The 23,166-nt window shown below is 66.7% G+C and carries 20 protein-coding genes; 13 read left to right on the top strand and 7 right to left on the bottom strand.

The genetic code is table 11. The features are described from left to right. Window positions 1-38: 38 nt before the first annotated feature. Window positions 39-1,298: a M24 family metallopeptidase gene (locus GC150_08760; GenBank protein MBI1384985.1), complete on the bottom strand. Its 1,260-nt coding sequence runs from the start codon at window positions 1,296-1,298 to the stop codon at window positions 39-41. 72 nt (window positions 1,299-1,370) lie between these two features. Between GC150_08760 and GC150_08755 the strand changes: the two genes are divergently transcribed. Then, window positions 1,371-2,306 carry a LysR family transcriptional regulator gene (locus tag GC150_08755; protein ID MBI1384984.1) on the top strand — a complete coding sequence of 312 codons (936 nt, stop codon included), beginning with the start codon at window positions 1,371-1,373 and terminating at the stop codon, window positions 2,304-2,306. A gap of 55 nt (window positions 2,307-2,361) precedes the next feature. Here GC150_08755 and GC150_08750 read toward each other — a convergent pair whose 3' ends face one another. Next, window positions 2,362-3,054: an outer membrane beta-barrel protein gene (locus GC150_08750; protein ID MBI1384983.1), complete on the bottom strand. Its 693-nt coding sequence runs from the start codon at window positions 3,052-3,054 to the stop codon at window positions 2,362-2,364. 152 nt (window positions 3,055-3,206) lie between these two features. Beyond that, window positions 3,207-4,808, bottom strand: a complete 1,602-nt coding sequence (locus tag GC150_08745) for a tetratricopeptide repeat protein (GenBank protein MBI1384982.1) — start codon at window positions 4,806-4,808, stop codon at window positions 3,207-3,209. A gap of 140 nt (window positions 4,809-4,948) precedes the next feature. Here GC150_08745 and GC150_08740 point away from each other — a divergent pair, with 140 nt between their 5' ends. After that, on the top strand, window positions 4,949-7,366 hold the full coding sequence (locus tag GC150_08740) for an FAD-dependent oxidoreductase (protein ID MBI1384981.1): 2,418 nt from the start codon (window positions 4,949-4,951) through the stop codon (window positions 7,364-7,366). A gap of 76 nt (window positions 7,367-7,442) precedes the next feature. Here the strand turns inward: GC150_08740 and GC150_08735 are convergent, their stop codons facing one another. Further along, complete coding sequence (locus GC150_08735; protein MBI1384980.1) at window positions 7,443-8,798, bottom strand: hypothetical protein; 1,356 nt, start codon at window positions 8,796-8,798, stop codon at window positions 7,443-7,445. A 315-nt stretch (window positions 8,799-9,113) separates the two neighbouring features. Beyond that, the gene (gene ruvX, locus GC150_08730; GenBank protein ID MBI1384979.1) at window positions 9,114-9,608 is read right to left on the bottom strand and encodes a Holliday junction resolvase RuvX; all 495 of its coding nucleotides are present in this window, start codon (window positions 9,606-9,608) and stop codon (window positions 9,114-9,116) included. A gap of 161 nt (window positions 9,609-9,769) precedes the next feature. On the opposite strand from ruvX, the gene GC150_08725 reads away from it, so the two are divergent. Further along, on the top strand, window positions 9,770-10,471 hold the full coding sequence (locus GC150_08725) for a metal-dependent hydrolase (GenBank protein ID MBI1384978.1): 702 nt from the start codon (window positions 9,770-9,772) through the stop codon (window positions 10,469-10,471). 65 nt (window positions 10,472-10,536) lie between these two features. Here GC150_08725 and GC150_08720 read toward each other — a convergent pair whose 3' ends face one another. Further along, window positions 10,537-10,728, bottom strand: coding sequence for a hypothetical protein (locus tag GC150_08720; protein MBI1384977.1), 192 nt, complete (start codon window positions 10,726-10,728; stop codon window positions 10,537-10,539). Here GC150_08720 and GC150_08715 point away from each other — a divergent pair. From GC150_08715 to GC150_08675, 9 genes are all read left to right on the top strand, one after another. Beyond that, window positions 10,727-12,163: a thiol oxidoreductase gene (locus tag GC150_08715; GenBank protein MBI1384976.1), complete on the top strand. Its 1,437-nt coding sequence runs from the start codon at window positions 10,727-10,729 to the stop codon at window positions 12,161-12,163. The genes GC150_08720 and GC150_08715 overlap by 2 nt on opposite strands. 593 nt (window positions 12,164-12,756) lie before the next feature. After that, complete coding sequence (locus GC150_08710) at window positions 12,757-13,149, top strand: H-NS histone family protein (protein MBI1384975.1); 393 nt, start codon at window positions 12,757-12,759, stop codon at window positions 13,147-13,149. A 769-nt stretch (window positions 13,150-13,918) separates the two neighbouring features. Continuing rightward, entirely contained in the window at window positions 13,919-14,305 is a 387-nt protein-coding gene (locus tag GC150_08705; GenBank protein ID MBI1384974.1) for a hypothetical protein, read from the top strand. A 135-nt stretch (window positions 14,306-14,440) separates the two neighbouring features. Further along, the gene (locus GC150_08700) at window positions 14,441-15,604 is read left to right on the top strand and encodes a D-alanyl-D-alanine carboxypeptidase (GenBank protein ID MBI1384973.1); all 1,164 of its coding nucleotides are present in this window, start codon (window positions 14,441-14,443) and stop codon (window positions 15,602-15,604) included. 92 nt (window positions 15,605-15,696) lie between these two features. After that, window positions 15,697-16,377, top strand: a complete 681-nt coding sequence (locus GC150_08695) for a dTMP kinase (GenBank protein MBI1384972.1) — start codon at window positions 15,697-15,699, stop codon at window positions 16,375-16,377. Then, window positions 16,374-17,543: a DNA polymerase III subunit delta' gene (locus tag GC150_08690; protein MBI1384971.1), complete on the top strand. Its 1,170-nt coding sequence runs from the start codon at window positions 16,374-16,376 to the stop codon at window positions 17,541-17,543. Before GC150_08695 ends, GC150_08690 begins: the two co-directional genes overlap by 4 nt. 67 nt (window positions 17,544-17,610) lie before the next feature. Then, window positions 17,611-19,176: a methionine--tRNA ligase gene (locus tag GC150_08685; protein MBI1384970.1), complete on the top strand. Its 1,566-nt coding sequence runs from the start codon at window positions 17,611-17,613 to the stop codon at window positions 19,174-19,176. 5 nt (window positions 19,177-19,181) lie between these two features. Continuing rightward, the gene (locus GC150_08680) at window positions 19,182-19,985 is read left to right on the top strand and encodes a YchF/TatD family DNA exonuclease (GenBank protein ID MBI1384969.1); all 804 of its coding nucleotides are present in this window, start codon (window positions 19,182-19,184) and stop codon (window positions 19,983-19,985) included. Continuing rightward, window positions 19,982-20,791 carry an MBL fold metallo-hydrolase gene (locus GC150_08675; protein MBI1384968.1) on the top strand — a complete coding sequence of 270 codons (810 nt, stop codon included), beginning with the start codon at window positions 19,982-19,984 and terminating at the stop codon, window positions 20,789-20,791. Before GC150_08680 ends, GC150_08675 begins: the two co-directional genes overlap by 4 nt. 13 nt (window positions 20,792-20,804) lie before the next feature. Here the strand turns inward: GC150_08675 and GC150_08670 are convergent, their stop codons facing one another. Next, a complete protein-coding gene (locus tag GC150_08670) occupies window positions 20,805-21,398 on the bottom strand; it encodes a hypothetical protein (protein MBI1384967.1) in 594 nt (197 codons plus the stop codon). 156 nt (window positions 21,399-21,554) lie between these two features. Between GC150_08670 and GC150_08665 the strand changes: the two genes are divergently transcribed. After that, the gene (locus GC150_08665) at window positions 21,555-23,156 is read left to right on the top strand and encodes a hypothetical protein (protein MBI1384966.1); all 1,602 of its coding nucleotides are present in this window, start codon (window positions 21,555-21,557) and stop codon (window positions 23,154-23,156) included. The last annotated feature ends 10 nt before the right edge of the window (window positions 23,157-23,166 follow it).

Here is a 23,166-nt window from a genome sequence, read left to right as displayed (position 1 = left end):
CCTCTGGTATGCGTTCGACACGATGTGCGGCCGATCGTTCAGGGCTCGACCGTGAACAGCCGGCGGGGGAAATTCGTCAGTAATTCGCATCCCGTTTCCGTCACGCGGACGCTGTCGCTGAAGCACATGCCGAATTCCTCCTTGAAGAGCGTCGGAATGACGTGGAACGTCATGTTCGGCTCGAGGACCAGCGGATCGTCCGGGCGGATGGCGTAGATGTGGCCTTCGGACCAGTTCGGCGGAAAGCCTATCCCGATGCCATAGGCGGAGCGGTGGCGGAAAAAGCGCCCGAGCCCCTTGTCCTCGACAACGGTTCGGCAGCGCCGGTCGACTTCGCCCGCCGTGAGGCCGGGCCGGATCGCCCCGATCGCTGCCTCGAGCACGCCTTGCAACGCGTCGGCGGCTTCCTGCTGCTCGCCGGTCGGCTTGCCGACGACGACCGGCCGCGACAGCATCGCGTGCAGGCGGTCGACGCAACCTGCGGATTCGAGAAGCACGACATCGCCGCGGCGGATTTCGCGCCGCCGCCACATCGCGAAACAGAGCGCGGTGGTTCGCCCGGCGACGACCAGCGGCGGGTGCCCGAGATATTCTCCCCCCGCGCGAATGCTGGCGCCGAGCATCGCCGCCGCCAGATCGTTTTCCGTCCGCCCCGGCGCCACCGCCTCGATCGCGGCCTCGAGTCCGGCCTCCGCGGCCCGCGCGGCACGGCGCATGCTTGCGATCTCGCTCGCGCTCTTGACGCGGCGACCCGCCTCGATCACCCCGCCCCAATCCACCAGGCGACCGGGCACGGCGGCCTCGAGTTGACGAAACTCCGCGACCGAGAGGTGTCGCGCCCGCGTTTCGACGCCGACGGTTCGCCCGCCGGCCGCCTTTGCCAGAAAGCCCGCGAGCACGCCGACCGGATCGTCCGTATCGGCGATGGCAACGAAGTCCGCGATGGTCGGATGGGCAAGCGCGAGATCGCGATTGACGACCCGCGCGATGATGACCGGCGGTTGGCCCACACCGACGTACGTCGCATGGAAGGTGAAATAGCCGATGGTCTGATAGCCGGTGAGCCAGAAGAGGTTTTCCGGGTCGAAGATCAGCGCGCCGGCAAGGCCGCGCTCCTCGAGATCGGCATGGATGCGTGCCAGCCGCTCGCGATAGACCTCGACACCGGTCGGCAACATCCGCCAAGGGTCGGCGTTCTTGCTGCCGCTCGCCGCGTGCTCGTCGTTGCCCTGCGCCATGTTGCCATCCATCCTCGCGCAACCGGTCATCAGCATGGCGACTGGATACCATAGCTGCAAATACAATCCCTTCGGACTACCATCAAAATAAGCTATGCTGAGATTTCGGTTCGACACACTTCGGGGCGGTGCATGAATGTTCGACAGATCGAGGTGTTCAAGGCGGTCATGGAGACCGGCTCCGTGACCGGAGCGAGCGAGCGCCTGCGCATTTCCCAGCCCTCGGCGAGCAAGCATCTCAAGGCCCTCGAAAGGGCGGTCGGCGTGACGCTCTTCGAGCGAACCGGCAATCGCCTGCTGGCGACCGACGAGGCGAGCGCCTTCTATTCGCAGGTCGAGCGAACCTTCCAAGGCCTCGACCACCTCGCTCGCTTCGCGGCCGGCCTGAAGCACCATCCCTCGGGTGAGATCGCGGTCGCTTCGATGCCCATGCTGGCCCGCCGCTGGTTGCCCGAGATCCTCGCCCCGTTCCTTTCCGGGCGCTCCGGCGTGTCCCTGGCGCTCCCGATCCGCAGCTCCAGCTGGATCGCCGAGGCGGTTGCTGCCGGTCAGGTCGATCTCGGCCTAGGATTGGCCGTCGCCGAAGCGGGTGGATTGGACCAGGAACCGCTGATGCGAATGCCGCTGGTCTGCGTCATGCCCCCCGACCAGCCGCTCGCCGGCCTCGGCGTCGTGGGTCCGGCCGACCTTTCCGCTCACACCCTCATCACGCTCTCGAATTTCGATCAGTGGCGGCTCGCGATCGAGATGGCGCTCGAGGGATCGGGCGTCGAGCCTCGCCGGCGGGTCGACACGTTCACGACGCAGGTCGCCTGCGAACTGGTCGTGCGCGGCGTCGGCGTTGCCATCGTCGATGCGCTCACCGCCCTCGACTACGAGCAGCGCGGCCTGGTCTGGCGCCGTTTCACTCCGGCAACGGCCTTCGAGATCGTCGTCATGCGCTCTCGCCGGCGCCAGCGCTCGCGCCTCGCCGAGGACTTGGTCACGATGCTGCACGAGGCGGCGGGCCGCACACGAAGCACTCTCCGCGCTGTGGGGCTCGTCGAACTTCTCGAACAGCCGGCTTGACTGCGGCCACTGCCCGCCGCACGCCGGCAGCCCGCCTGCCGGCAGCAAAGCCCTACTAATCGAGCTTGATGCTGATGCCGGCGAACACGTTGTGCGAAACATAGTCGTCGGAGCCGAACCCGGTGCTTTCCCCGATCAGGAGATGCAAATCCTGCACAGTCTTGTATCGGTATCCGAGATCGACATCGATCGAGGGTGTGGCCGCAATCCGGACACCGGCCCCGAGCTGGTAGGCAAATCCGTCATCATCACTGGCCGTGAGAACAGCCGCGCTGTCGAATTCGACCGAGCCCCAGCCGATGCCACCACCGATATAAGGCGAAATCCCGCCCCCGAGATCGAAGTCGTACCAGAGGTTGACCAGGATGGTCTCAGCCGTCACGTCGCCGCTGAAGCCGAGGATCGGGACCTGCAAGCCTCCGATCGAGACGAAAATCTGATCGGCATCGTGGAAGCCAGCCGAATATTCGAGTTCCGCGCGCAGGTTCGGCATCACCGTCGTCCCGACGGCAATTCCGAGCATGTAGCCGTCGTCGGCATCAAAGCCGAAACCGTAGTTGCCGAGCACGGGCAACGGTATTGTCTGCTCGTACTCCTCAGGCGACGACCAGCCGCCGAATACGCTGACGTAAACCGACCTCGGAGCGGGGCCGTCATTGTAGCTGCCTGCGCGGGCAGGAGCCCCGCTAGCCATGAGGGCCGTAACCGAGACAGCTGCTACCGTGCAGAGAGTGAACCGACCAGCCATCCGAGAACCTCTCGCCGAGAATCATCGTTTCCACATGGGAACATCCGATGCCAGCTGCCGATGCGCATGCAAGTCTGCAATCGCCAGCCGTGCAGATTTCTGTTTGCACAGCGTCCGGCGAGACACAGCACGTTGGCGTAGGCTGGAGCCGATCAGTCCTTCTCCAGTGCTTCGAGGAGCGGCTGGAGATGGGCCTCGTAGCGGCGCCAGCGGCCCTGCGACGAGCGATAGACCGGCCGGCGGATCTGAGCACGGCTGGGCGTCGTCACCGCGCGCCGGGACTCGTGGAAGGCGAGGCAGCCCTCGTGCCAGGCGAGGCCGAGCCCTGCGATCAACGTGCGGATCGTGGCTTGCGGCTCGGCGACGAGGTCGGCGTAGTCCACGTCCACGATCGCCAGCGGCAGCACCGCGCGCCAGTGGGCCATGAGCCGCTCGTAGTCGCGATAGTAGCGGGCAAGCGCGACGAGGTCGTCGCCGTAGGCGTGGCTGTCGCGAAAGGCGTGCATGTAGATCGAAAGGCACGTGTCGCGGGCATCGCGCCGGCAGTGGATGATCCGCGCATTCGGAAAGAGCAGAGCGACGAGGCCCAGGTGCTCGAAGTTCTGCGGGGTCTTGTCGGCGAGACGTGTGGCGCCCGGCGCGTTGGCGCGGGCGGAGAGCGCGGCGAGATAGGTGCCGGCGGCGCGGCGCAATTCGTGGCCCGGTAGCTGGAAAGGGCCGGCGGCCGGGCCTGTCCGGGCAGCGGCCGCGCGAGTGTAGAGGTCGATCGCGATGCGTTGCAGGTCTGTGAACTCGCCCGCGCCGGCGCCTTCGGGGTGACTGGCGACGATCTGCTCGACCAAGGTGGTGCCCGATCGCGGCATACCGACGATGAAGACGGGCGCGTCCGAGGAGTGGCCCCGGGCGGTCCGGCCGGCGAACACGTCGGGTCCGAAGCGGGCGATTTGAGCATCGACGAACCGCGAATAGGCGAGTTGATCGAATTGTCGCGGCACCGCCCGCTTGGCGGCGCTCGCATGGGCGAAGGCGGTGTCGGGATCTGCGAGGTCGTCGAAAGCCTTGGCGAGCGCGAGGTGGATCGTGCGCCTCTCGGTGGGGGCAAGGCCACCCGTCTCGAGGAGCGCGGCCATGGCGGCCGGTTCGGGATCGCCGGGCGCGAAACGCTGGGCAACGGCGAGGCCGGCATGGGCATCGACGGCCGTTTGGTCGGCTGCGATCACGGCGCGATAGGCGGCGACAGCCTCGTCGATCCTACCTAGGTCGAGCAAGGTGTCCGCAGCCCCGATCCGGGCTGCAAGGCTGGAGGGATCGCGGACAGAGATGGCTTGGAATGCCGCGAGTGCGTCGTCGGCGCGCCCGAGGGCACGTAGCGCACGGGCGCGGTTGAGGGCGGGAAGCGTTGCCTGCGGCATGGCGGTGGCGGCCGCCTCGAAGTGCGCGAGCGCCTCGAGCGGGCGCTCGTGCCGGAGATAGCTCTGGCCGAGATTGTTCCGGATCTCGGGGTCCGAAGGTCGGGCGCGCAGGGCGCGCTCGAGGAAATCGATCGACGCTTGCATTTGCTGCGCCTCACCGGCGAGCGCCCCGAGGAGATTGAGCGCATCGGCGTTGCTCGGATCGGCGCGCAGCACGCGCTGGTAGCAGCGCTCGGCCTCCGCGAGCCGGCGGGCACGGTGGTGGGCAAGGCCGGCAGCCAGCAGCGCTGGTATGTCCTGGCGCGAGCGGTTCGGGGGGCTGGGTTTCGATCGACGGACCATCGTGAGGCGTTAGCATGGTGGGAGCGCCAAGGCGACCGGTCGCGCTTTCCAGCAGCTGGGCCTTGCCGGCCGGTGGCGGCGCCCGTTACGACTGGCCGGAGCGCGAGGAGCCCCTCGCGGTATCCCCAGGAGTGCCGGCCGTGAAATCCCAGACCCGCGTCGTCGTCATCGGCGGCGGCATCGCCGGGTGCAGCACGCTCTACCACCTGACGCGGGAGGGTTGGAGCGATGTCATGCTCCTGGAGCGTGACGAATTGACATCCGGCACCACTTGGCATTCTGCGGCGCAAGTGACGAACTTCGGCGCGGTCCAGACGATGGTCGGCCTCAAGTCCCATTCGATCCGTCTCTACATGGAGTTGGCGGCGGACCCGGAGCACCCGATCACCTACCACCACGGCGATGGCGGCATTCGCCTCGCGTCCACCACGGCACATCTCGACGGCTACCGGCATTTCGTCTCGATGGCCAAGGGCATGGGGGTCGAATTCGAGGTCATCGATGCCGCCGAGTGCCGGCGCCGCCATCCGCTCATCGCCACCGACAACCTCGCGGGCGCGCTCTGGGACCCGCTCGACGGCGACATCGATCCGGCGGGGCTCTGCCAGGCCCTCGTGCGGCGCGCCCGCGCCGCCGGCGCCGAGGTCCATCGCCAGACACCCGTGACGGGGCTCGCGCAGAAGGCGAACGGGGAATGGATCGTGACGACCCCCCGCGGCGACATCGTCGCCGAACATGTGGTCAATGCGTGCGGCTACCGGGTGAACGAGGTTGGCGCCATGATGGGCGTCTCGCACCCTGTCGTCTCCATGGAGCACCAGTATTTCCTCACCGAGCCGATCGCGGAAATCGCCGCGCTCGGTCACCGGGTGCCGTTGATTCGCTGTCCGACCGACGACTTCTACAGCCGACAGGAAAAGCACGGTCTGCTGGTCGGCTTCTATGAGCAGGGTTGCAAGACCTGGGGCCTCGACGGCATCGACCCCCATTTCACCTCCGCCCTCTGTCCGAGCGATCCCGACCGGGTGATGGACCTGCTCGAGGGCGCCATGCGCCGGCTACCCTGCCTTTCCGAGGCCGGCATCCACACCATCATCAACGGCCCGATCACCTACTCGCCCGACGGACTGCCGCTGGTCGGACGTATTCCCGAGAGGCGCAACGCCTGGTGCATCATCGGCCTACGGGCCGGCATCGGCGAAGGCGGTGGCCACGGCTGGCTGCTCGCCCAGCAGATCGTGCACGGCAAGGCCTGCTACGACACCTGGTGCCTCGATCCGCGCCGGTTCACCTCCCACTGCACCACCGAGTACACGGCGCTGAAGGCCATCGAGGACTACCGCAACGAATTTCGCTTCCACATGCCGCATGAATATCGTCCGGCCGGGCGGCCCGCGAAGGTGACGCCCCTGACGCCGCTGCTCGAGGCGCGCGGCGCCGTGTTCGGCACGGTCAACGGCTGGGAGCGTGCGCTGTTCTTTGCGCCGTCGCCGGACTTCGTCGACGAACATTCCTTCCGTTTCACGCCGACCCGGGCCGTCGTCGCGAACGAGGTCGCCGCTGTTCGGGACGCGGTCGGCGTGATGGAAGTCGATGGCTTCACGCGCTTTGAGGTGGCGGGAGAAGGCGCGGCCGGCTGGCTCGACGGCCTCTATACGAGCCCGCTGCCGAAGGAGGGGAAAGTCGCGCTCACCTATTCGGTGACGCCGTGCGGCCACTTGCTGAGCGAAGTGACCGTTGCGCGGATCGCCGCCGATCGCTTCTGGCTCGGCTCGGCCGCCGCTGCCGAATGGCACGACAGGGATTGGTTGAGCAAGCGCCTCCCGGCCTCGGGTGTCCGGCTCGCGAATCTGACGGCAACGCACACGATCCTCGTCGTTGCCGGCCCGAGATCACGCGAGTTGCTGCAATCGGTCTCCCCGCGCACCGACTGGTCGAAGGCGGCGTTCCCCTGGCTTGGCGTGCGTGAGGTCCTGATCGGCCCACACCGCGTCGTCGTCATGAGCGTCTCCTATTCCGGCGAACTCGCCTTCGAACTCCACGTGCCCCTCGAGAGTGCGATCGGCGTGCACCGTCTGATCGAGGACTCCGGAAAGCCCCTCGGGCTGCGCCACTTCGGCCTCTATGCCGCCGAATCGATGCGCCTCGAAAAGGGCTATCGGCACTGGAAGGCGGACATTTTCGATGAATTCGATCCCTTCGAGGCGGGGCTCTCGCGCTTCGTGCGGCTCGAGAAGGGTGGGTTCGAGGGGCGCGATGCCCTCGCCGAACGCAAGGGCAGGCCGCCACGCCGGAAATTCATCGTCCTCACACTCGACAGCGACGTCGCCCCGGCTCATGGCGGGGATTCGATCCTCGCAGACGGGCAGGTCGTCGGCAGCGTGACGTCGGCGGGCTGGGGCCACCGGACAGGGATGAATATCGCATTCGGCTATGTGGACCCGGAGCACGCGGAACTCGGCACGAAGCTCTCCGTCGAGGTGCTGGGGGAACGCGTTCCCGCAAGCGTTGCCCCGGAGTGCCTCTATGATCCTCGGAACGATCGCGTCCGCGCCTGAAGGAACCAATACCGGTTGCACGGGGGCCGCTGGCGCGGGCTCGCCCCGGTAACAAACGGGAGCGCCCCGCCCGCTCTCACCGGGCGAGACGCTCCAGTCGGTCGAGGCACGCATGGAGCCTCGTCAGCGTCGTTGCAGTCGGTCGCATCGCGATCAGCTCGTCCTCGCCTACGCTCAGGAGGTAGGGTCGAAAGAGCCGCTCCCACCGGGCCTCGTCCGGCGTCATCGGACCCGCCTGCTGCTGCTGGACCGGAAGGTCGTAGCTGCGTTGCTTGGCGAGCCAGAGGAACACCAGACGCCAGATGTCGTCCGGCACCTCGGCGTTGTCGCGTCCCCGCAGCTGAACCACGATCGGGCGACCCGGGTGGTTCGGATGCGGCTGGATCTCCAGCGTCGCGACACGGCTTTCACCGCGCCGGATGCTGAAGAGGCGGGCACGGCCCTGCTCCACCGTTCCGACATAGGTGTCGGCGCAGTGGTTGAGGACACGACCCTCTTCGTCGAGCGCCTCGGACGACAGAAGAGGCACGAAGGTGTGCCCCTTGAGCCGACCCGGACGCAGCCAGGTGTCGTCGCGCGAGTAGGCCCGGCGCTGCGTCGCGGCATGCACCAGACGCAGCCACGCCGCGGCGTTGTCGGCCGCCTTGGCAAGGCCGAGGCGGTCGTGCCAGGTGCGCACGACCATCCGCCCGCCCTCGAGGTCCAACTGACCGCTGAACCAGGCGAAGGCGGCGAGCGGGCGAAGATCGACCGCCCGCTCGGGTCTCACCCTGCTCCAGTCGACGGCCAGCCCCGAGACCCAGAGCGCGAAGCGCTCGTGGCTCCAGGCTTCCGCCTGCCAGATGTGCGCGAGCCAGCTCCCGGCAGCGACCGGGTCCGCCGGCAGCCGCCCGGCAACCGTCCGATTTCCCTCCTCGCTCAGCGAGGAAGGCATCGGCGCGCGCAGGATCGCCTCGGGCGGAATGCGCCGGTACCAGAACGGCAGTCCGAGCTGATCCATCACCGTCTTGAGAGGGGCTCCCTGCTCGAGGCGGGTGATGGCGGCGGCACGGGCATCGGCCCTCGTCGAACCGTCGACGAGCGCGATGGCCGCGGCCGGGCATGCAACGACGAGGTCGGCACGACGCGATGAGGTTCCGGCGAACGCCAGCAGTCGCCGCCGATAGGTCCGACGGCAGCGGCGGACGACATCGACGACGGGCTGCGGCAGCCCGCGTGCCTCGTTCATTTCGGTGACAGAGCCCATCGGTCCGTCCTCCATTGGCGCGCGAACGGTCGCACTGCCTCCGGACGGAGGCAGGACAGCAGGCGCATCGGGATTGAAAAGATCGACAGCACGACGAATAAAATCCGTGCGTGGTCGATCAGCTCGAATGGATGGTCGGTTGCCGTGGCTGGCCGTTCGAACGCGTGCCGGACGGCGGGCGGCCATTGCCGCCCTGGGCCCGGATCGGGGAACTCAGCGCTTGCCGCGCCAGCTCCGGAAAGCAGGCACGCGGCAGCCGACCGTCATAGTGACTGGCTGGTTGCTCATTCGTGTCTCATGCCTTCCTTGGTTCGTCGGTTGATCGGGCCGGCTGCATATCGCAAACGGCTGTATTCCGCAAGTCCGCATTGGCGGCATGCGGAGACTTATTGCGATCGGGAGCTGAATGTGCCGTGAACGACACGGTCTCCATCGATGCCAATGGAGCGGCTGGAGGCGAATGCGCTGGGCGGTCCGGGTTGGCTCCGGGCGTCCGGATCGCTATTGCCCGTCAGGCCGGGCGGCGAGATTGGAGAGGCGGTCGAGGGCGGCCTGGAGGATATAGGCGGCCGCCAGCTTGTCGACCAGTTCGGCGCGCCGCCGCCGGCTGCGGTCGGCCGCGATGAGCGTGCGCTCGACCGCCGCGGTCGATAGACGCTCGTCCCAGAGCAGCATCGGCAGCGGGATGCGGGGGGCGATATTGCGGGTGAATGCGCGGGTCGATTGGACGCGCGGCCCCTCGCTGCCGTCCATGTTGAGCGGCAGGCCGATCACGAGGCCGGCGATGTCGTGGCGGGCAACGACGGTCTCGAGCGCCGAAGCGTCGGCGGCAAACCGCGTGCGTATGATGGTTTCGAGCGGCGAGGCGATGGTGCGGCGGATATCGGAAAGTGCCAGCCCGATGGTGCGGCTACCAAGGTCGAGCCCGAGCAGGGGCCGCCCGTCGGGAAGGGCGGCAAGGAACGCCTCGGGGGCGAGCGTCGGATCATGGGCCATGGCGCGTGTTAGTTGGTGCCGCCTGTCCGGTCAACGGGCGCGGGGCACCCGCTACGAGGCTGGCGGGATTGAGATCGCGGGGCGGACCGCTATAGTCGCGGCGATTGAAGCGGCGCGCCCCGGGGCGCTCGGGGTCGAGTTTTTCGTGGAGGACGGGCGACATGCGGATCACCTGGTATGGGCATTCCTGTTTCAAGCTGGAGACCGCGGACGATCGCCTGCTGATCGATCCGTTCCTGACGGGAAACCCGACCGCCGAGGCCGCGGGAGTCGCGAGCGAGGCCGCCAGCGCCGGGGTGACCCATGTCCTCCTGACGCATGGCCATGACGATCACGTCGGCGATACGGTCGCCATCGCCAAGCGGACAGGGGCGACGGTCGTGGCGAACTACGAACTGGCACTGCACCTCATGGGCCAGGGTGTCGAAAAGGTCGAGATGATGAACCCGGGCGGCGAAATCGACCTCGGGTCGTTCCGTGTCGCCATGACCAACGCGGTGCATTCATCGAGCACGGCGGTCGACGGGCGCAACCAGTATCTCGGTGTCGCGGCCGGGCTCGTCGTCACGCCGCGCGAGGGGCCGGTCGTCTATCACATGGGGGATACGGCCGTCACGGCTGACTTTGCCATCGTCGAGGCGCTCTACCGGCCGCGGGTGGGGCTGGTGCCGATCGGCGATCGCTTCACCATGGGGGCCAAGGCGGCCGCCTATGCGTGCAAGACCTACTTTTCCTTTTCGACCGTCGTGCCCTGCCACTACGGGACGTTCCCGATCATCGATCGGACGGCGGACGCTTTCGTCAAGGAGATGACGGGCAAAAATGTGGTCGTTCCGAAGGTGGGGGTCGCGTTCGACGTTTGACGCTGCGCGAGGTTCGCGAGCACGGTCACACGATGTGGTGGTGCGTGTCGCCGCCGATCGCAATGCTAGTTGCGCAGGATCAGATTGTACCGCGCACCATCCTCGACCTTGCGCCGGTTCGCCGCATGGCGAGCGTGCTGCACCGACCCGATGAGCATTCCGACCGCCGTGATCACGCCGAGAAGCAGCCAGTGATCGTGAGGGATCGAGGCGAATTCCTCGCGGATGATGCCGTACGCATAGACGAGATCGTTCATGTCATGGCCCCGCAAAAACTGGTTGCCGAGGTCTTTGCAAATGACGCGCCAAAGCGAGCAAAGCGGCACCGCTGGCGCGCGACCGCGATGTGCGCCGGTGGGTCCAGGATCGATCCGCCGGCTTGCCCCGGTCATTCTCGCGCTTGTTTCAGCTGTCGGCCTTGCTCTTCCGGAAGAGGTTTCGGGTGGTGACGGGCCGTCCTTCTGGCCCTGGCTCGATCCCGTGCGGATCGAGCGCGCGCGGCTCGGCCGTGTCGTTTTCGAGCAGGAATGGGTGGCGGCGCCCGGACGTGATCCGAACGCCGATGGCCTGGGGCCGCTCTACAACGAGGGCTCCTGCGCGGCTTGCCACAATTCCTCGATCGAGGCCGAGCCCGCACTGCGGCTCTCCTCGGGTGCGCCCGGTGGCGGGCCGCATCCGGTTCTCGGCCGGCAGTTCCAGACCCGGGCGATCGCGGGCTTGGAACCCGAGGGCCGCCTTCTGCTGTCATACGAAACAGTGCCCGTCGCAATTGGAACCACCATGAGCGTCACGCTCCGACGGCCGGTCGCCCGGATCGCGTCGGCTGAACCGCCCGTCGATGGCGTGGCACCGGCGTCACTGCGGATGCCCCGCGAACTCGACGGAATTGGTTTGATCGAATTGGTGAGCGAGACGGCCATCGCCCGGCTCGCCGATCCAGGGGATGCGGACGGGGACGGGATTTCAGGGCGCGTCCGCTGGGTGAACGGCGACGACGGTGAGCGGGTTGCCGGACGCTTCGGATGGAAATCCGACATGGCCAGCCTCGAGCATCAGACCGCCGACGCGCTCAGCCTCGACATGGGTTTGTCCAGCAGCTACAGACCCGATCCGGCGGGCGATTGCACGCATTTGCAGTTGGCATGCCGAGCAGTGCGCGACGGGCGTCCCGAAACCGGTGGTCACGAAGTCAGTGACGGGCTGGTAGTCCTGATCGCCGACTATCTGCGGGCGCTGGCGCGCTTGGAGCCTGTGAGAAGCGCGGCGGAGCCTCCGGTAAACGAAGCGGGCGCAAAAACCTTCGCGGAAATCGGATGCGCGCGTTGCCACGTACCCAAACTCGAGTCCGATGGCGACGCGGAGGTTCTCGACATGCCGGAAATCGTGATCTATTCCGACCTCCTGCTTCACGACATGGGTGAGGGACTCGCGGAATTGGCGCCGGCCAACGGCACCGGCGGGCCGACAGATGACGCGCCTCGCCCGGGTGAGTGGCGGACCGCGCCGCTCGCCGGCCTCTCGCGTCGGGTGGCGGGCGATCGGGACGCCCGGCTGCTGCACGATGGTCGGGCGCGCTCGATCGAGGAGGCCGTTCTCTGGCATGGTGGCGAGGGAGCACAAAGCCGGTCCCGCTACATGGAATTGTCATCAAGCAGGCGTGCCGAACTGATCGAGTATCTCTCGGGTCTGTGATAACACGCACGGCAGTGAAATCCGTTTTGCTCCAACGTTGAAGTCGAGAGTGGTCGGCCAAGCGGGTGCCGCAATCGCCGAACGAGCTTGGGCTATTGCCAGGATGCCACGGAGCTTATTTGAGCCGGACGTTAAGGACGCCGGTAAGGCACTGATGACGAGCCTTGTGTCCGGCGTTATCCGGTCACCCCCGGTTCAGGCCGTCCCGCAGGGGGGGCTGACGATAATTCGATTTGGGGTCTTTGCAACGAGCGCTCGGTGCGCTAATTGGAATGACTGGCGGGTGCATAGGCACCTTTCCCTGCCGATGCGCCCGCCGCGTGCCGCGCGTCGGATGCTCCATTCCCTGAAACCCCCGGCTCTGGCGGCAGGAACTGATCGCGGGATCGTGTCGAAGAAGTCATGACGTCAGATATCGCTCAGATGATATTCTGTAATCCGCATGTCTGGAACGGGCAGTGGTCCACTGTCGTCGACTCGATGCATCGATTTACGGATGATTTAGGACGGCGCGCACAATTTGATCTGGCCGCGACGAATCGTGGTAATCATTCGATGGGTTTTCCGAAAATGACGGAAAAGGGCGCTCGTCAATGCTATTCAGCAGTGACCGGGCATGTGATCAGGAGAAGCCCCGACAAGGGCAAGGTGGAGAAACAATGGCAAAGGTGAGCATAGATTCCCTCTCTCTGGCGGAAATGAAGGCGCTGATGGCGGAGTTGCCGCGGGCAATCGCTTCCAAGGAAAGCGAGGAGCGCTCCCAGTTCATTCGGGAAATGGAAAAGGAAGCGGCGCAGCGCGGCATTGATCTCGGCTCCATTATCCCCACCAAGTCAGGGGCTTACAGGCAGTCCAAGCCGGTCGCGCCGAAGTACCGGAACCCCGAGAATCCGAGCGAGACGTGGTCAGGGCGTGGCCGTACGCCGCGTTGGCTGGCGGCGCTCGAGGCGAAGGGCAAGAAGCGGGCGGCATTCGCGATCAAATAGTTTTTTGCCCGCGACGCAGTTTTTTTGCGGCCTCATCTGTTTCAGTCCGACGTCGAACAGTTCGCTGGGGCGGAAAGGAGTGATAATGGGTCGCGATAAGCGCATCGAAGCTCCGATGTAATTCGGGGCGCGATAGCGTCGATCGGAAGTGCGACTGCAACGGCGACGGGCCTTCCGTCGCCGTTGCCGTTTGTGGCGTGCTCTTTGTCATACTGCCTGAAGCGTCATGCTGCCTGACGCTGTCCGACGCATCGTATGGAAAACGGCGTAGGTGGCCGTCGACCACCGATCCTCGGTTCATCGGATGGTTGGCGTCGCTGGCGGCGGTGCCGGGCCGCGCCGCGCAACAACGGAACGCGACCGAGGCGTACGAGAGGTCGGGCGTCGGGGGGATCGTGTCGATATCGAGCGCAATCTGTGGTTGCATTTCAGGGTTATTATTCGCGTTTTGATTGGTTGTGCTTCATGGCCCTGAAAGTCGCACTGCTGCATGAAGGAGAGCGGGTCGACGGACGGCTAGTGCGGTCGGTATCGGTGACCCGCAGGCTCCGGTCCAAGGACTGGCGAGCTGGCGTCCAGCCGTAACGCGGAAGGCCCGTGAGGTAGTGCGGCTAACGTCACGCGTGGCTGTGTCGCCTCTCGGGAAGGGCGGATTAAACAAGCGAGCGGCGCGGGCGTGCACCGCGTCCTATTTCGGACTTCATTGTTGGTTTAAGGCAGTTCCGATCGCGCTCGCGATCGGTGCAAGGGGATGCAAAGAGGGCAAGGTATGGTTCGGGTCGGGTTCGTTCTGGTTTGGTTTCTGTCGATGTTCGCGGTGGCGCCGGCATGGGCGGACTCTGGCGGGCTGGATGGTGCCGCCCTCAAGCGCGCACTAAGTGGAAAGACGCTGAGACTTAGCACCCCGCTCGGAACCATGCCGATCCGCTATCGAGCCAATGGGACGATGGTGGGCGAGGCAACGACTGTTCTGGTCAGCTACACGGGTTCGAGGAAGGATCGCGGAAGCTGGTGGGTCTCCGGCGATCAGCTCTGCCAGCGTTGGTCGAAGTGGGAGGACGGGCAGGCTTACTGCTTCTCGTTCCGCAAGGAAGGCAATACCGTTCATTGGCGGCGGAGCGACGGACGCAGCGGTACCGCCCACATCGTCAACTGAGGCGCCGTGCCGGTTGCGCGATGGGCGGTTCGCGGGCGTCCGGCGAATACTGCGCGCGCTCGATGCGGCTCGGGGTGAGCCATGGCTAGTACCTTCGACATGCGGCGAACGGGGGATGGCGTGATGGCCATCGCGATGCGGTTGCGGTCGGCGGGCGTGCTGCTGGTTTGCGCGCTGGCCTTGATCATTGGCGTCCTGCCGGCCGAGGCTCAGTTCCAGACCCGCGCCAAATTCGCATTCCTCATGGATCTCGATACCGGCGCGGTGCTCTTTCAAAAGAACGCCGACGAGCTCATGTCGCCCGCCAGCATGAGCAAGCTGATGACCATCGCGGTCGTCTTCAAGGCTCTGAAGGACGGCCAGCTGCGGCCGGACGACGAATTCCTCATGAGCGAGCATGCCTGGCGGACCGGTGGCGCGCCATCGGGGGCCGCGGCGATGTTCGTCACGCTCAACTCGCGCGAAAAGCTGTCGGAATTGCTCCAGGGGCTGATCGTTCAGTCGGGCAACGATGCCGCGATCGCCATTGCCGAAGGCATGGCCGGCAGCGAGCAGGCCTTTGCCCAGCTCATGATCGCCTATGCCCGCCGCATCGGGCTCACCAAATCGACGTTCGGCAATCCGACCGGACTTCCGCATCCCGATCAGCTCATGACAGCGCGTGAACTCGCGCTGCTGGCCGCGCACGTCATTCAGGAATATCCGGATTACTACCGATACTTCTCGCAGCGCCGCTACGACTACAAGAGATACAAGTTCGTCAATCGCAATCCGCTGCTCTATCTCGATATTGGCGTCGACGGACTGAAGACCGGCTTCATCAAGGAGTCGGGTTACGGGCTCGTGGCGTCCGGTGTTCAGGACGGGCGCCGCCTGATCCTCGTCGTCAATGGCCTCAAGACCATGCAGGAGCGCAAGGAGGAGGCCCAGCGGCTCTATGAATGGGGCATCAAGGGCTTCAAGGAATTCCGCCTCTTCGAGCAGGGTGAGGTGGTGAGCGAGGCGCGGGTCTGGGGCGGCGATCGCTTCTATGTGCCGCTCATCGGCAACGGCGGGGTCAGGGTGCTGCTGCCACGTTTTTCGAACAGCCGCAGCAAGCTACGCGCCCGGGTGGTCTACACCGGGCCGATCAAGCCGCCGGTGCGACGAGGCGATCAGATCGCCGTGCTGCGGGTTTCCGCCAGCAAGGATGCCGAGAGCGAGGTTCCGCTCTATGCCGCCGAGGACGTCGAGCAAGGCAGCATCTTCCGGCGCGGTTTCGACTCGCTGCTGCATCTGGCCTTTGGCTGGATTCTGTAGCTCCGCCGGGCCAGGCAAGGGTCGCAGGGAGAAGCGCACCGGGCTGGCCGGGTATGCTTGACAGTGACTGGCCGGTGCGGCAAGGCCCGGCCATGGATCAACCCTCCGAGGCGCGGCTGGCGGCGGGCGCACCGGCACCGGTGCGCGGTCGCTTCATATCGCTCGAGGGCGGCGAAGGGGCCGGCAAATCGACCCAGCAGGGCCTGCTGACAAAACGCCTCGAGGCCCTTGGGCACGCCGTGACGTCGACCCGCGAGCCGGGCGGAACGCCCTTTGCCGATGTCGCGCGCGGCCTGCTTCTCGGTGCGGACGCGCCCGAGCGGGTGGCGCTCGCCGATGCCCTCGTTTTTTCGGCGGCGCGGGCCGATCACGTCGCGCGCGTCATCGAGCCGGCGCTGGCGGCGGGCCGCTGGGTGATCTGCGATCGCTTCATCGATTCGACCCGCGCTTATCAGGGCGCGGCGGGCGGGCTCGCTCCGGGCGTCATCGCCGACCTCGAGCGCATTTCGACCGGCGGCCTCCTGCCCGATCTCACCATCATCCTCGATCTCGCGCCCGAAGTGGGGCTCGGGCGTGCCCGCCGGCGCGGCGAGGGCGAGCACCCCGATCGCTACGAGGCACGGGACCTCGCCTATCATGCGCGATTGCGCGAGGCATTCCGCACGATCGCGGCAAATGAGCCGGAGCGCTGTGTCGTGGTCGCGGCCGAGGGCGAAGTGGCGGACGTCGCGGCGGCGGTCTGGGCCGTGGTCGAGGCGCGGCTCGCGCCATGAGCGCCCGGCGGCGCAAGGAGGCCGATACCGAGGTCGATACGGTGGCCGAGGTCGACCGGCTCGAAGGGTTCCCGCACCCCCGGGAAACGCTGGTGCTGCACGGACACGAGCCCCAGGAAGCGCTGCTCGCCGAAGGCTTCATCGCCGGCCATCTCCACCATGCCTTCCTGATCGCCGGACCGCGCGGAATCGGCAAGGCAACTCTCGCCTACCGGATGGCCCGTTTCGTTCTGGCCGAGCCGGGCGAGCGCTCGGCGGGTGGTAGCGGTGGCGGCCTTGCCGTCGACCCCGATGGGCGAACGACCCGTCAGGTGCGGGCGATGTCCCATCCGGGGCTGATGATCCTGCGACGGGCCTACGATCCACAAAAAAAGCGCACGCCATCACAGATCGGGGTCGATGAAGTTCGCCGGCTGCGCGGCTTCATGACGCAGACCGCCGCCGCCGGGTGTTGGCGCGTCGTGGTGGTGGATGCGGCCGAGGAAATGACCGTCAGCGCCGCCAACGCCCTCCTGAAGACCCTCGAGGAGCCGCCGGCGCGCTCGCTCTTCCTCATCGTCACATCGGCACCCGGCAAGCTGCTGGCGACGATCCATTCGCGCTGCAGGACCTTGCGGCTCCAACCGCTCGCTCCCGAGCCGTTGCACCAGGCGGTTGCGGCGGCGGTATCCTCGGCAAGAGCCGCCGGGGCAGCGGGCGGCGCGATCGACGTACCGGACGGGGCGGCGCTCCAGGAGATCGCGGAACTGGCGAACGGTGCGCCGAGGCGCGTGCTGCAACTCGTCGCGGTCGACGGCATGGCCCTTTATCGCGAGATCAGCGGCCTCCTCGAAGGGTTGCCCCGGCTCGATCGAAGCGGGCTTGCGCGCCTTTCCGAGCGCCTCGCCGGCAGCCAGAACGAGGCGAGCTACAACATGGCGCTCGATCTTCTGGCGGGGGCGGTGGCCGTCGCGGTGCGGGGCGCCGCCGCCGGCACGTCGGCTGGCGACAATCGCCTCGCCCTCGCCCTCTCGCGACACCTCGGATCGCCGCAAAAGGTTGCGCAGTGGGCATCGCTGTGGGAAACACTCCAGCGCGAACGGGCCGAGGTCGATCTCCTCAATCTCGACCGTCGTTCCTTCATCCTGGAGGCGTTCCTGCGCATCGAGGCGGCAACGCGCGGCTGATCATTGCGCCGCGAGGTGCGCGCGCGGGTGGCGGGCCAACCAGGTCAGCGCAAGAGGGTGTCGGGCGATGGGCGGGCGCGATCCATTCTACATTTCTACGCCGATCTACTATCCGAACGCCGAGCCGCATTTCGGCCACGCCTATACGTCGATCGCCTGCGACGTGCTGGCCCGCTTTCAAAGGCTCGACGGTCGCAAGGTGTTCTACCTGACCGGTACCGACGAGCACGGCCTCAAGATCAAGCAGAGCGCCGAAAAGGAAGGCATCACACCACAACAGCTCGTCGACCGCGTGTCGCGGCGCTTTGCCGATCTGCTCGCGGCCTTCGACATTTCCAACGATGATTTTCTGCGCACCAGCGAGCCGCGTCACCATGCCTCGGTGCAGGAACTCTGGCGGCGCATGGCGGCGGCCGGCGACATCTACCTCGACAGTTACGGCGGCTGGTACTCGGTGCGCCAGGAGGCATTCTTCAAGGAGAGCGAGACGACGGTCGGCGACGACGGCGTCAGGCGCGAACCGCTCGGCTCGCCGGTGGAGTGGGCGGAAGAAAAAACGTACCGCTTCCGGCTGTCGCGCTACCAGGACCGGCTGCTCGCATACTACGACGCCCATCCGGATTTCATTCTCCCGCCCGAGCGGCGCAACGAGGTGGTGAGTTTCGTCAAGAGCGGGCTCGAGGATCTTTCGATCTCGCGTGCCTCGCTCGACTGGGGCGTGCCGGTCCCGGGCGATCCCGAGCACGTGATGTACGTATGGATCGACGCACTCACCAACTATATCACCGGGGTCGGATTTCCGGACGAGACGAGCGAAACCTGGCGAACTTTCTGGCCGGCGGACGTGCACGTCATCGGCAAGGACATCGTGCGGTTCCACGCGGTCTACTGGCCGGCGTTCCTGATGTCGGCCGGCATCGAGCCGCCGCGCCGGGTGTTCGCGCACGGACTTCTCCTCAGTCGTGGGGAAAAAATGTCCAAGTCGGTCGGCAACGTCCTCGATCCCTTCGCCATGGCGAAAGAGTTCGGTGTCGACCAGATGCGCTATTTCGCGATGCGCGAGGTCAAGTTCGGTCAGGACGGGAGCTATACCAAGGAGGTTCTGGTCAACCGCATCAACGCCGATCTCGCCAACGACCTCGGCAACCTCGCGCAGCGCTCGCTCTCGATGATCGCCAAGAACTGCGGCGGTCGGGTGCCGGAGCCGGGACCATTCCAGGCCGCCGACGAGGCGCTGCTGGCGATGGCGGATGGAATGCTGCCGGCGGCGCGCGAGGCCCTCGATCGCCAGGCGATCCACGTCTACCTCGAGACGGTGTGGAACGTGGTGGGCGAGGCGAACCGCTATTTCGCGGGCCAGGAGCCGTGGGCGCTGCGCAAGAGCGATCCAGCGCGCATGGCCAGCGTGCTCTACGTCACGGCGGAGGTCGTTCGCCAGATCGCCGTTCTCGCGCAACCGGTGGTGCCGGCGAGCGCCGGGCGGCTGCTCGATCTTCTGGCGCAACCGGCCGAGGCCCGCTCCTTCGAGGCGCTCCATCCTTCCCGGCGACTGGCTCCGGGAACCCCGATCGAAAAGCCCGTGCCCGTTTTCCCCCGCTATGTGGAGGACGAGGCCGCCGGCGGGGAGAGTTGAGGCTGATGCTGGTCGACCACCACTGCCATCTCGACTTTGGTCAGTTCGACGAGGATCGCGCCGCGGTGATCGACCGTGCGAGGGCGGCGGGTGTCGCGGCGATGGTGAGCATCTCGACGCGCATTCGAGAGCACGATCGGTTGCTGGCGATGGTCGCTCCCCTCGATGGGGTTTATTGCAGCGTCGGCACGCATCCGCACAACGCCGATCAGGAACTCGACATCGCGGTCGAGGAAATCGTCGCGCGCGCCGTGCATCCCAAGGTGGTCGCGATCGGCGAGGCGGGGCTGGACTACTATTACGACAAGGCGCCGCGGGTGGCCCAGGAGGAGGGTTTTCGCCGGCACATCGAGGCGGCGCGGCGCACTGGCCTGCCGCTCGTCATCCATTCGCGTGACGCCGACGACGACATGGCTCGCATCCTCGAGGAGGAAATGGCGCGCGGGGCCTTCAAGGCGGTCCTGCACTGTTTCACCGGCGGCCGGGATCTGGCGATGCGTGCCGTGGCGATCGGCCTCTATGTCTCCTTTTCCGGGGTTCTGACGTTCAAGACCAGCGAGGCGCTGCGGGCCATCGCCGCCGAACTGCCGGCCGACCGCGTACTGGTCGAGACCGACGCCCCCTACCTTGCGCCGCATCCGTTGAGGGGCAAGCGCAACGAGCCTGCGTTCGTCGTCCACACGGCCGCCTGCCTTGCCGAGGTCCGCGGCGTCGCGGTCGGGGAGATCGAGCGGATCACCACCGCGAACTTCCTTTCTCTCTATTCCAAGGTCGGGCCGGAGAGCCTCGTGGAGGCCAGCGGACGATGACACTGAAGCTGACCATCCTCGGCTGCGGGTCCTCGGGAGGCGTGCCGCGGATCGGAAATATCTGGGGGGCGTGCGATCCGGCCGAACCGCGCAACCGGCGATTGCGCTGTGCGCTCCTCGTCCAGCGCTACGGCGAACGTGGCGTCACCACCGTGCTGGTCGATGCGACGCCCGACCTGCGCCAGCAGCTTCTGACGGCCGACGTGGCGACGGTGGATGGCGTTCTCATCACTCACGACCATGCCGATCACACCCACGGCCTCGATGATCTGAGAGCCCTCGCCTACAACGCCAAGGCCCGCGTTCCCGTCTACATGGATGCCGGAACGAGCGAAAGCCTGACGACCCGGTTCGGCTATTGCTTTGCCGCCCCCAAGGGAAGCGCTTATCCGCCGATCCTGACGGAGCGGCGGATCGAAGCGGGCACGCCGATCGTGATCGAGGGAAACGGCGGAAAAATCGAGGTCCTCGCCTTCGAACAGCAGCATGGCGATATCCGTTCCCTCGGCTTCCGGTTCGGTCGAGCCGCCTATTCGAGTGATGTCAGCGATCTGCCGCAGGGGTCGCTCGAGGCGCTGGAGGGGCTCGATCTCTGGGTGGTCGATGCGCTGCGCTACACGCCGCACCCCTCGCATTTCTCGCTCGAGGAGGCGCTTGCCTGGATCGCACGGGTGCAACCGGCCAAGGCCGTGATCACGCACATGCACATCGACCTCGATTATGGAACGCTCTGCCGCGAGCTGCCCGAGGGGGTCGTTCCGGCGCACGACGGGATGGTCCTGGAGGTGTCCGAGGACGTGCCGTGAACGTGGTTCTGATTCAGTCCACGGCGAATTGCGCGATGGCGGAAGGAATATCCGTCGTCCCGGCGATGGTCGGGACGCTCCATGCGCGCGCGTCGGCGATCTCGGCGGGATCGGTCTCGATCCAGTGGGCGAAAGTGGCGAGCGACCAGGTGTAGGCGCCGTCGGGATCGGGAATGGCCTCCAGTTCATAGAGTCTTGCAACGAACGCATCGGCGAATTCGAACCCCAGAGCCATCGCGGCGGGCTCGTCCTCGGCGAGGATGAAAACGGCGGCGCTGTCCTCGTCGTCCCATTCGGGGTGGCGGCGCATGTTGCGCACCTGGGTCGGGGTGAAATAGCCGAAACGGAAAAGAAAGGTAGCGAGGGTGCGGGCGGGGGCCGTGCCTGGCGCGGGCGCCTCGACCTGGTGCTTCGCGCAGGCGCCGAGCCAGTGGGCGATGCCGGTGTCGCTGGTGTCGAGCACCGCACGCCGCCAGCGGGCCCCGCATGCGCCACCGCACACCGGGCACGGCAACGTCATCGCACCACCGCCGCAGGCGCGGCAGTTGGCAGTGAATGCCCCGGTGGCCCAGTCCGCGCCGCAGGTCCTGCAGATTGCCTCGTCCATCCGGTGAACTCCCGCGCTGCCATGCCGATCGCCGGGCGCCGAACCACCCCCCGGCAACGTTGGCATCAACCTACAGGCCCCGGGCGACGCGGGCCAGTTCACCGTGAACGCAGGCCGGTGGCTCGCTCCGCCCGCTGAACGTTGCAAACGGGACACATGGAGTGCGGCATCATTGGCCGCGAGCCGTTCGGTGTTTGCGCACGCGCGAACAGATTGCACGCTGACGGCCGAGATCGACAGCGGGAGCGGGATATGGAGCGGTCGTGGCTGGCACGCTGGAGCGTGGCGCTGACGGTTTCCTTGGCGCTCTCGGGCGGGGCGGTTCCCGCGCATGCGGCTGGCGAACGCACGTTGACATTCGCGGCTGGCTGCCAAGAGGGTGAGCGGATCACTCTCGCTGTGATGGGCGACATCATCCCGCACAAGCAGATCCTCCGCCACGCCTTTCATCGCAAATCCGGTTTTCGCCCGATGTTCGAGCCCTTGTCCGCGTTGATCGGGGCGGCCGATCTCGCCTATGCGAACCTCGAGGCGCCGATCGCCGATGGGATTGCCGCTGGAGGGCGCGCGGCGCCCGACCCCGGCTGGCGGCTGGACGAGCGGGTCTACGGCTATCAACTCCCGAACGTCTCCTTCAATTTTCATCCATCCATCGCCGACGATCTGGTGGCGACGGGCTTCGATGTCGTCTCGACCGCCAACAACCACGCCATGGATCGCGGTTCGCGCGGCGCCGATCGCACCGTCGACCATCTCGAGCGCGTCGGGCTCGCCTTCACCGGCTCTCGCCGGCAGGAGGAGAGCGAGGCCGAGCGGCCGTGGCACGTCCTGACGAAGGCCGGCGCAATGACTGTCGCCTGGCTTGCCTGCACCTATTCGACGAACGGCATCCCCGATCCCAAGCGTCAGATCCGGCTCTGTTTTTCGGAGCAGGAGAAACTACTCGATGAGATCCGCTCACTGGCTACTCGCAGCGACGTCGATGCTGTGATCCTGACGCCGCACTGGGGCGCCGAGGACAGCCACTATCCGATCGCTCAGCAGCGCGCGCTCGGGCGGGCGGCGATCGAGGCGGGTGCGGCAGCCGTCGTCGGCGCGCATCCGCACGTGCTGCAGCCTTGGGAAAAGCACGTCACGGCGGACGGGCGCGAGGGGTTGGTCATCCACTCACTCGGTAATTTTCTCTCCAACCAGCGCCAGCAGGCGCAGCGCGTCGGCGCCGTTGGCATCCTCGAATTGACGCGGCAAGGGGATGGAAAAGCTCGGGTCGGCGCGGCCGGCTACGTGCCGACCTGGGTCGTCATCGACGGGCGTGGCATCCGCCCGACGGAGGCACCGGCCAAGTCCTTCGCCTCGAGCCACGCGGCACGTTTCTATCCCGCCGGCAACCGGGTCGGGGCGACCACGATCCGCGATCTCCCGCGAAACTGTCCGGCGGGCGCCGCAACGACTGGCGTTGCCCTCATGGCGTCCGGCGCTGGCGGGGACGTTTCGGTGTCCGCCTCGGGTGCTCCGTCCACCAGGTCCGGCGCGATCGAGGCCGGGCGCGTGATGTCGCAACCGGTTGCCGCAAGCACTGCGCGGCAAGTCCGCGCCATGACTCGCGTCAACGATGGCGCGATCGCGGCGGGGCGCGGTGTGGCGGTGTCGCACGCGCCGCGTGCCGCCAGCGCACGCGTCCTGCGCCCGGCCAAGCGGGGCGCCCGCCGGTCGGCGGCGGTGACGGTGCTGCGCAAGCTGCCCGGCGACCGGGACTGATGACCGGACC

Source organism: Hyphomicrobiales bacterium, from assembly GCA_016125495.1.
In the GTDB taxonomy this organism is placed as follows: Bacteria; Pseudomonadota; Alphaproteobacteria; order Rhizobiales; family RI-29; genus RI-29.
The sequence above is the reverse complement of the archived record's forward strand: the minus strand, read 5'-3'. Positions and strand labels throughout refer to the sequence as shown.

Bases quoted from the DNA above. Each gene is read 5' to 3' on its own strand.
- GC150_08755 (MBI1384984.1), top strand. From the start codon at position 1,371: ATGAATGTTCGACAGATCGAGGTGTTCAAGGCGGTCATGGAGACCGGC.
- GC150_08750 (MBI1384983.1), bottom strand. From the start codon at position 3,054: ATGGCTGGTCGGTTCACTCTCTGCACGGTAGCAGCTGTCTCGGTTACG.
- GC150_08745 (MBI1384982.1), bottom strand. From the start codon at position 4,808: ATGGTCCGTCGATCGAAACCCAGCCCCCCGAACCGCTCGCGCCAGGAC.
- GC150_08735 (MBI1384980.1), bottom strand. From the start codon at position 8,798: ATGGCCGCCCGCCGTCCGGCACGCGTTCGAACGGCCAGCCACGGCAAC.
- ruvX (MBI1384979.1), bottom strand. From the start codon at position 9,608: ATGGCCCATGATCCGACGCTCGCCCCCGAGGCGTTCCTTGCCGCCCTT.
- GC150_08725 (MBI1384978.1), top strand. From the start codon at position 9,770: ATGCGGATCACCTGGTATGGGCATTCCTGTTTCAAGCTGGAGACCGCG.
- GC150_08715 (MBI1384976.1), top strand. From the start codon at position 10,727: ATGTCATGGCCCCGCAAAAACTGGTTGCCGAGGTCTTTGCAAATGACG.
- GC150_08720 (MBI1384977.1), bottom strand. From the start codon at position 10,728: ATGAACGATCTCGTCTATGCGTACGGCATCATCCGCGAGGAATTCGCC.
- GC150_08710 (MBI1384975.1), top strand. From the start codon at position 12,757: ATGCTATTCAGCAGTGACCGGGCATGTGATCAGGAGAAGCCCCGACAA.
- GC150_08705 (MBI1384974.1), top strand. From the start codon at position 13,919: ATGGTTCGGGTCGGGTTCGTTCTGGTTTGGTTTCTGTCGATGTTCGCG.
- GC150_08700 (MBI1384973.1), top strand. From the start codon at position 14,441: ATGCGGTTGCGGTCGGCGGGCGTGCTGCTGGTTTGCGCGCTGGCCTTG.
- GC150_08695 (MBI1384972.1), top strand. From the start codon at position 15,697: ATGGATCAACCCTCCGAGGCGCGGCTGGCGGCGGGCGCACCGGCACCG.
- GC150_08690 (MBI1384971.1), top strand. From the start codon at position 16,374: ATGAGCGCCCGGCGGCGCAAGGAGGCCGATACCGAGGTCGATACGGTG.
- GC150_08685 (MBI1384970.1), top strand. From the start codon at position 17,611: ATGGGCGGGCGCGATCCATTCTACATTTCTACGCCGATCTACTATCCG.
- GC150_08680 (MBI1384969.1), top strand. From the start codon at position 19,182: ATGCTGGTCGACCACCACTGCCATCTCGACTTTGGTCAGTTCGACGAG.
- GC150_08675 (MBI1384968.1), top strand. From the start codon at position 19,982: ATGACACTGAAGCTGACCATCCTCGGCTGCGGGTCCTCGGGAGGCGTG.
- GC150_08670 (MBI1384967.1), bottom strand. From the start codon at position 21,398: ATGGACGAGGCAATCTGCAGGACCTGCGGCGCGGACTGGGCCACCGGG.
- GC150_08665 (MBI1384966.1), top strand. From the start codon at position 21,555: ATGGAGTGCGGCATCATTGGCCGCGAGCCGTTCGGTGTTTGCGCACGC.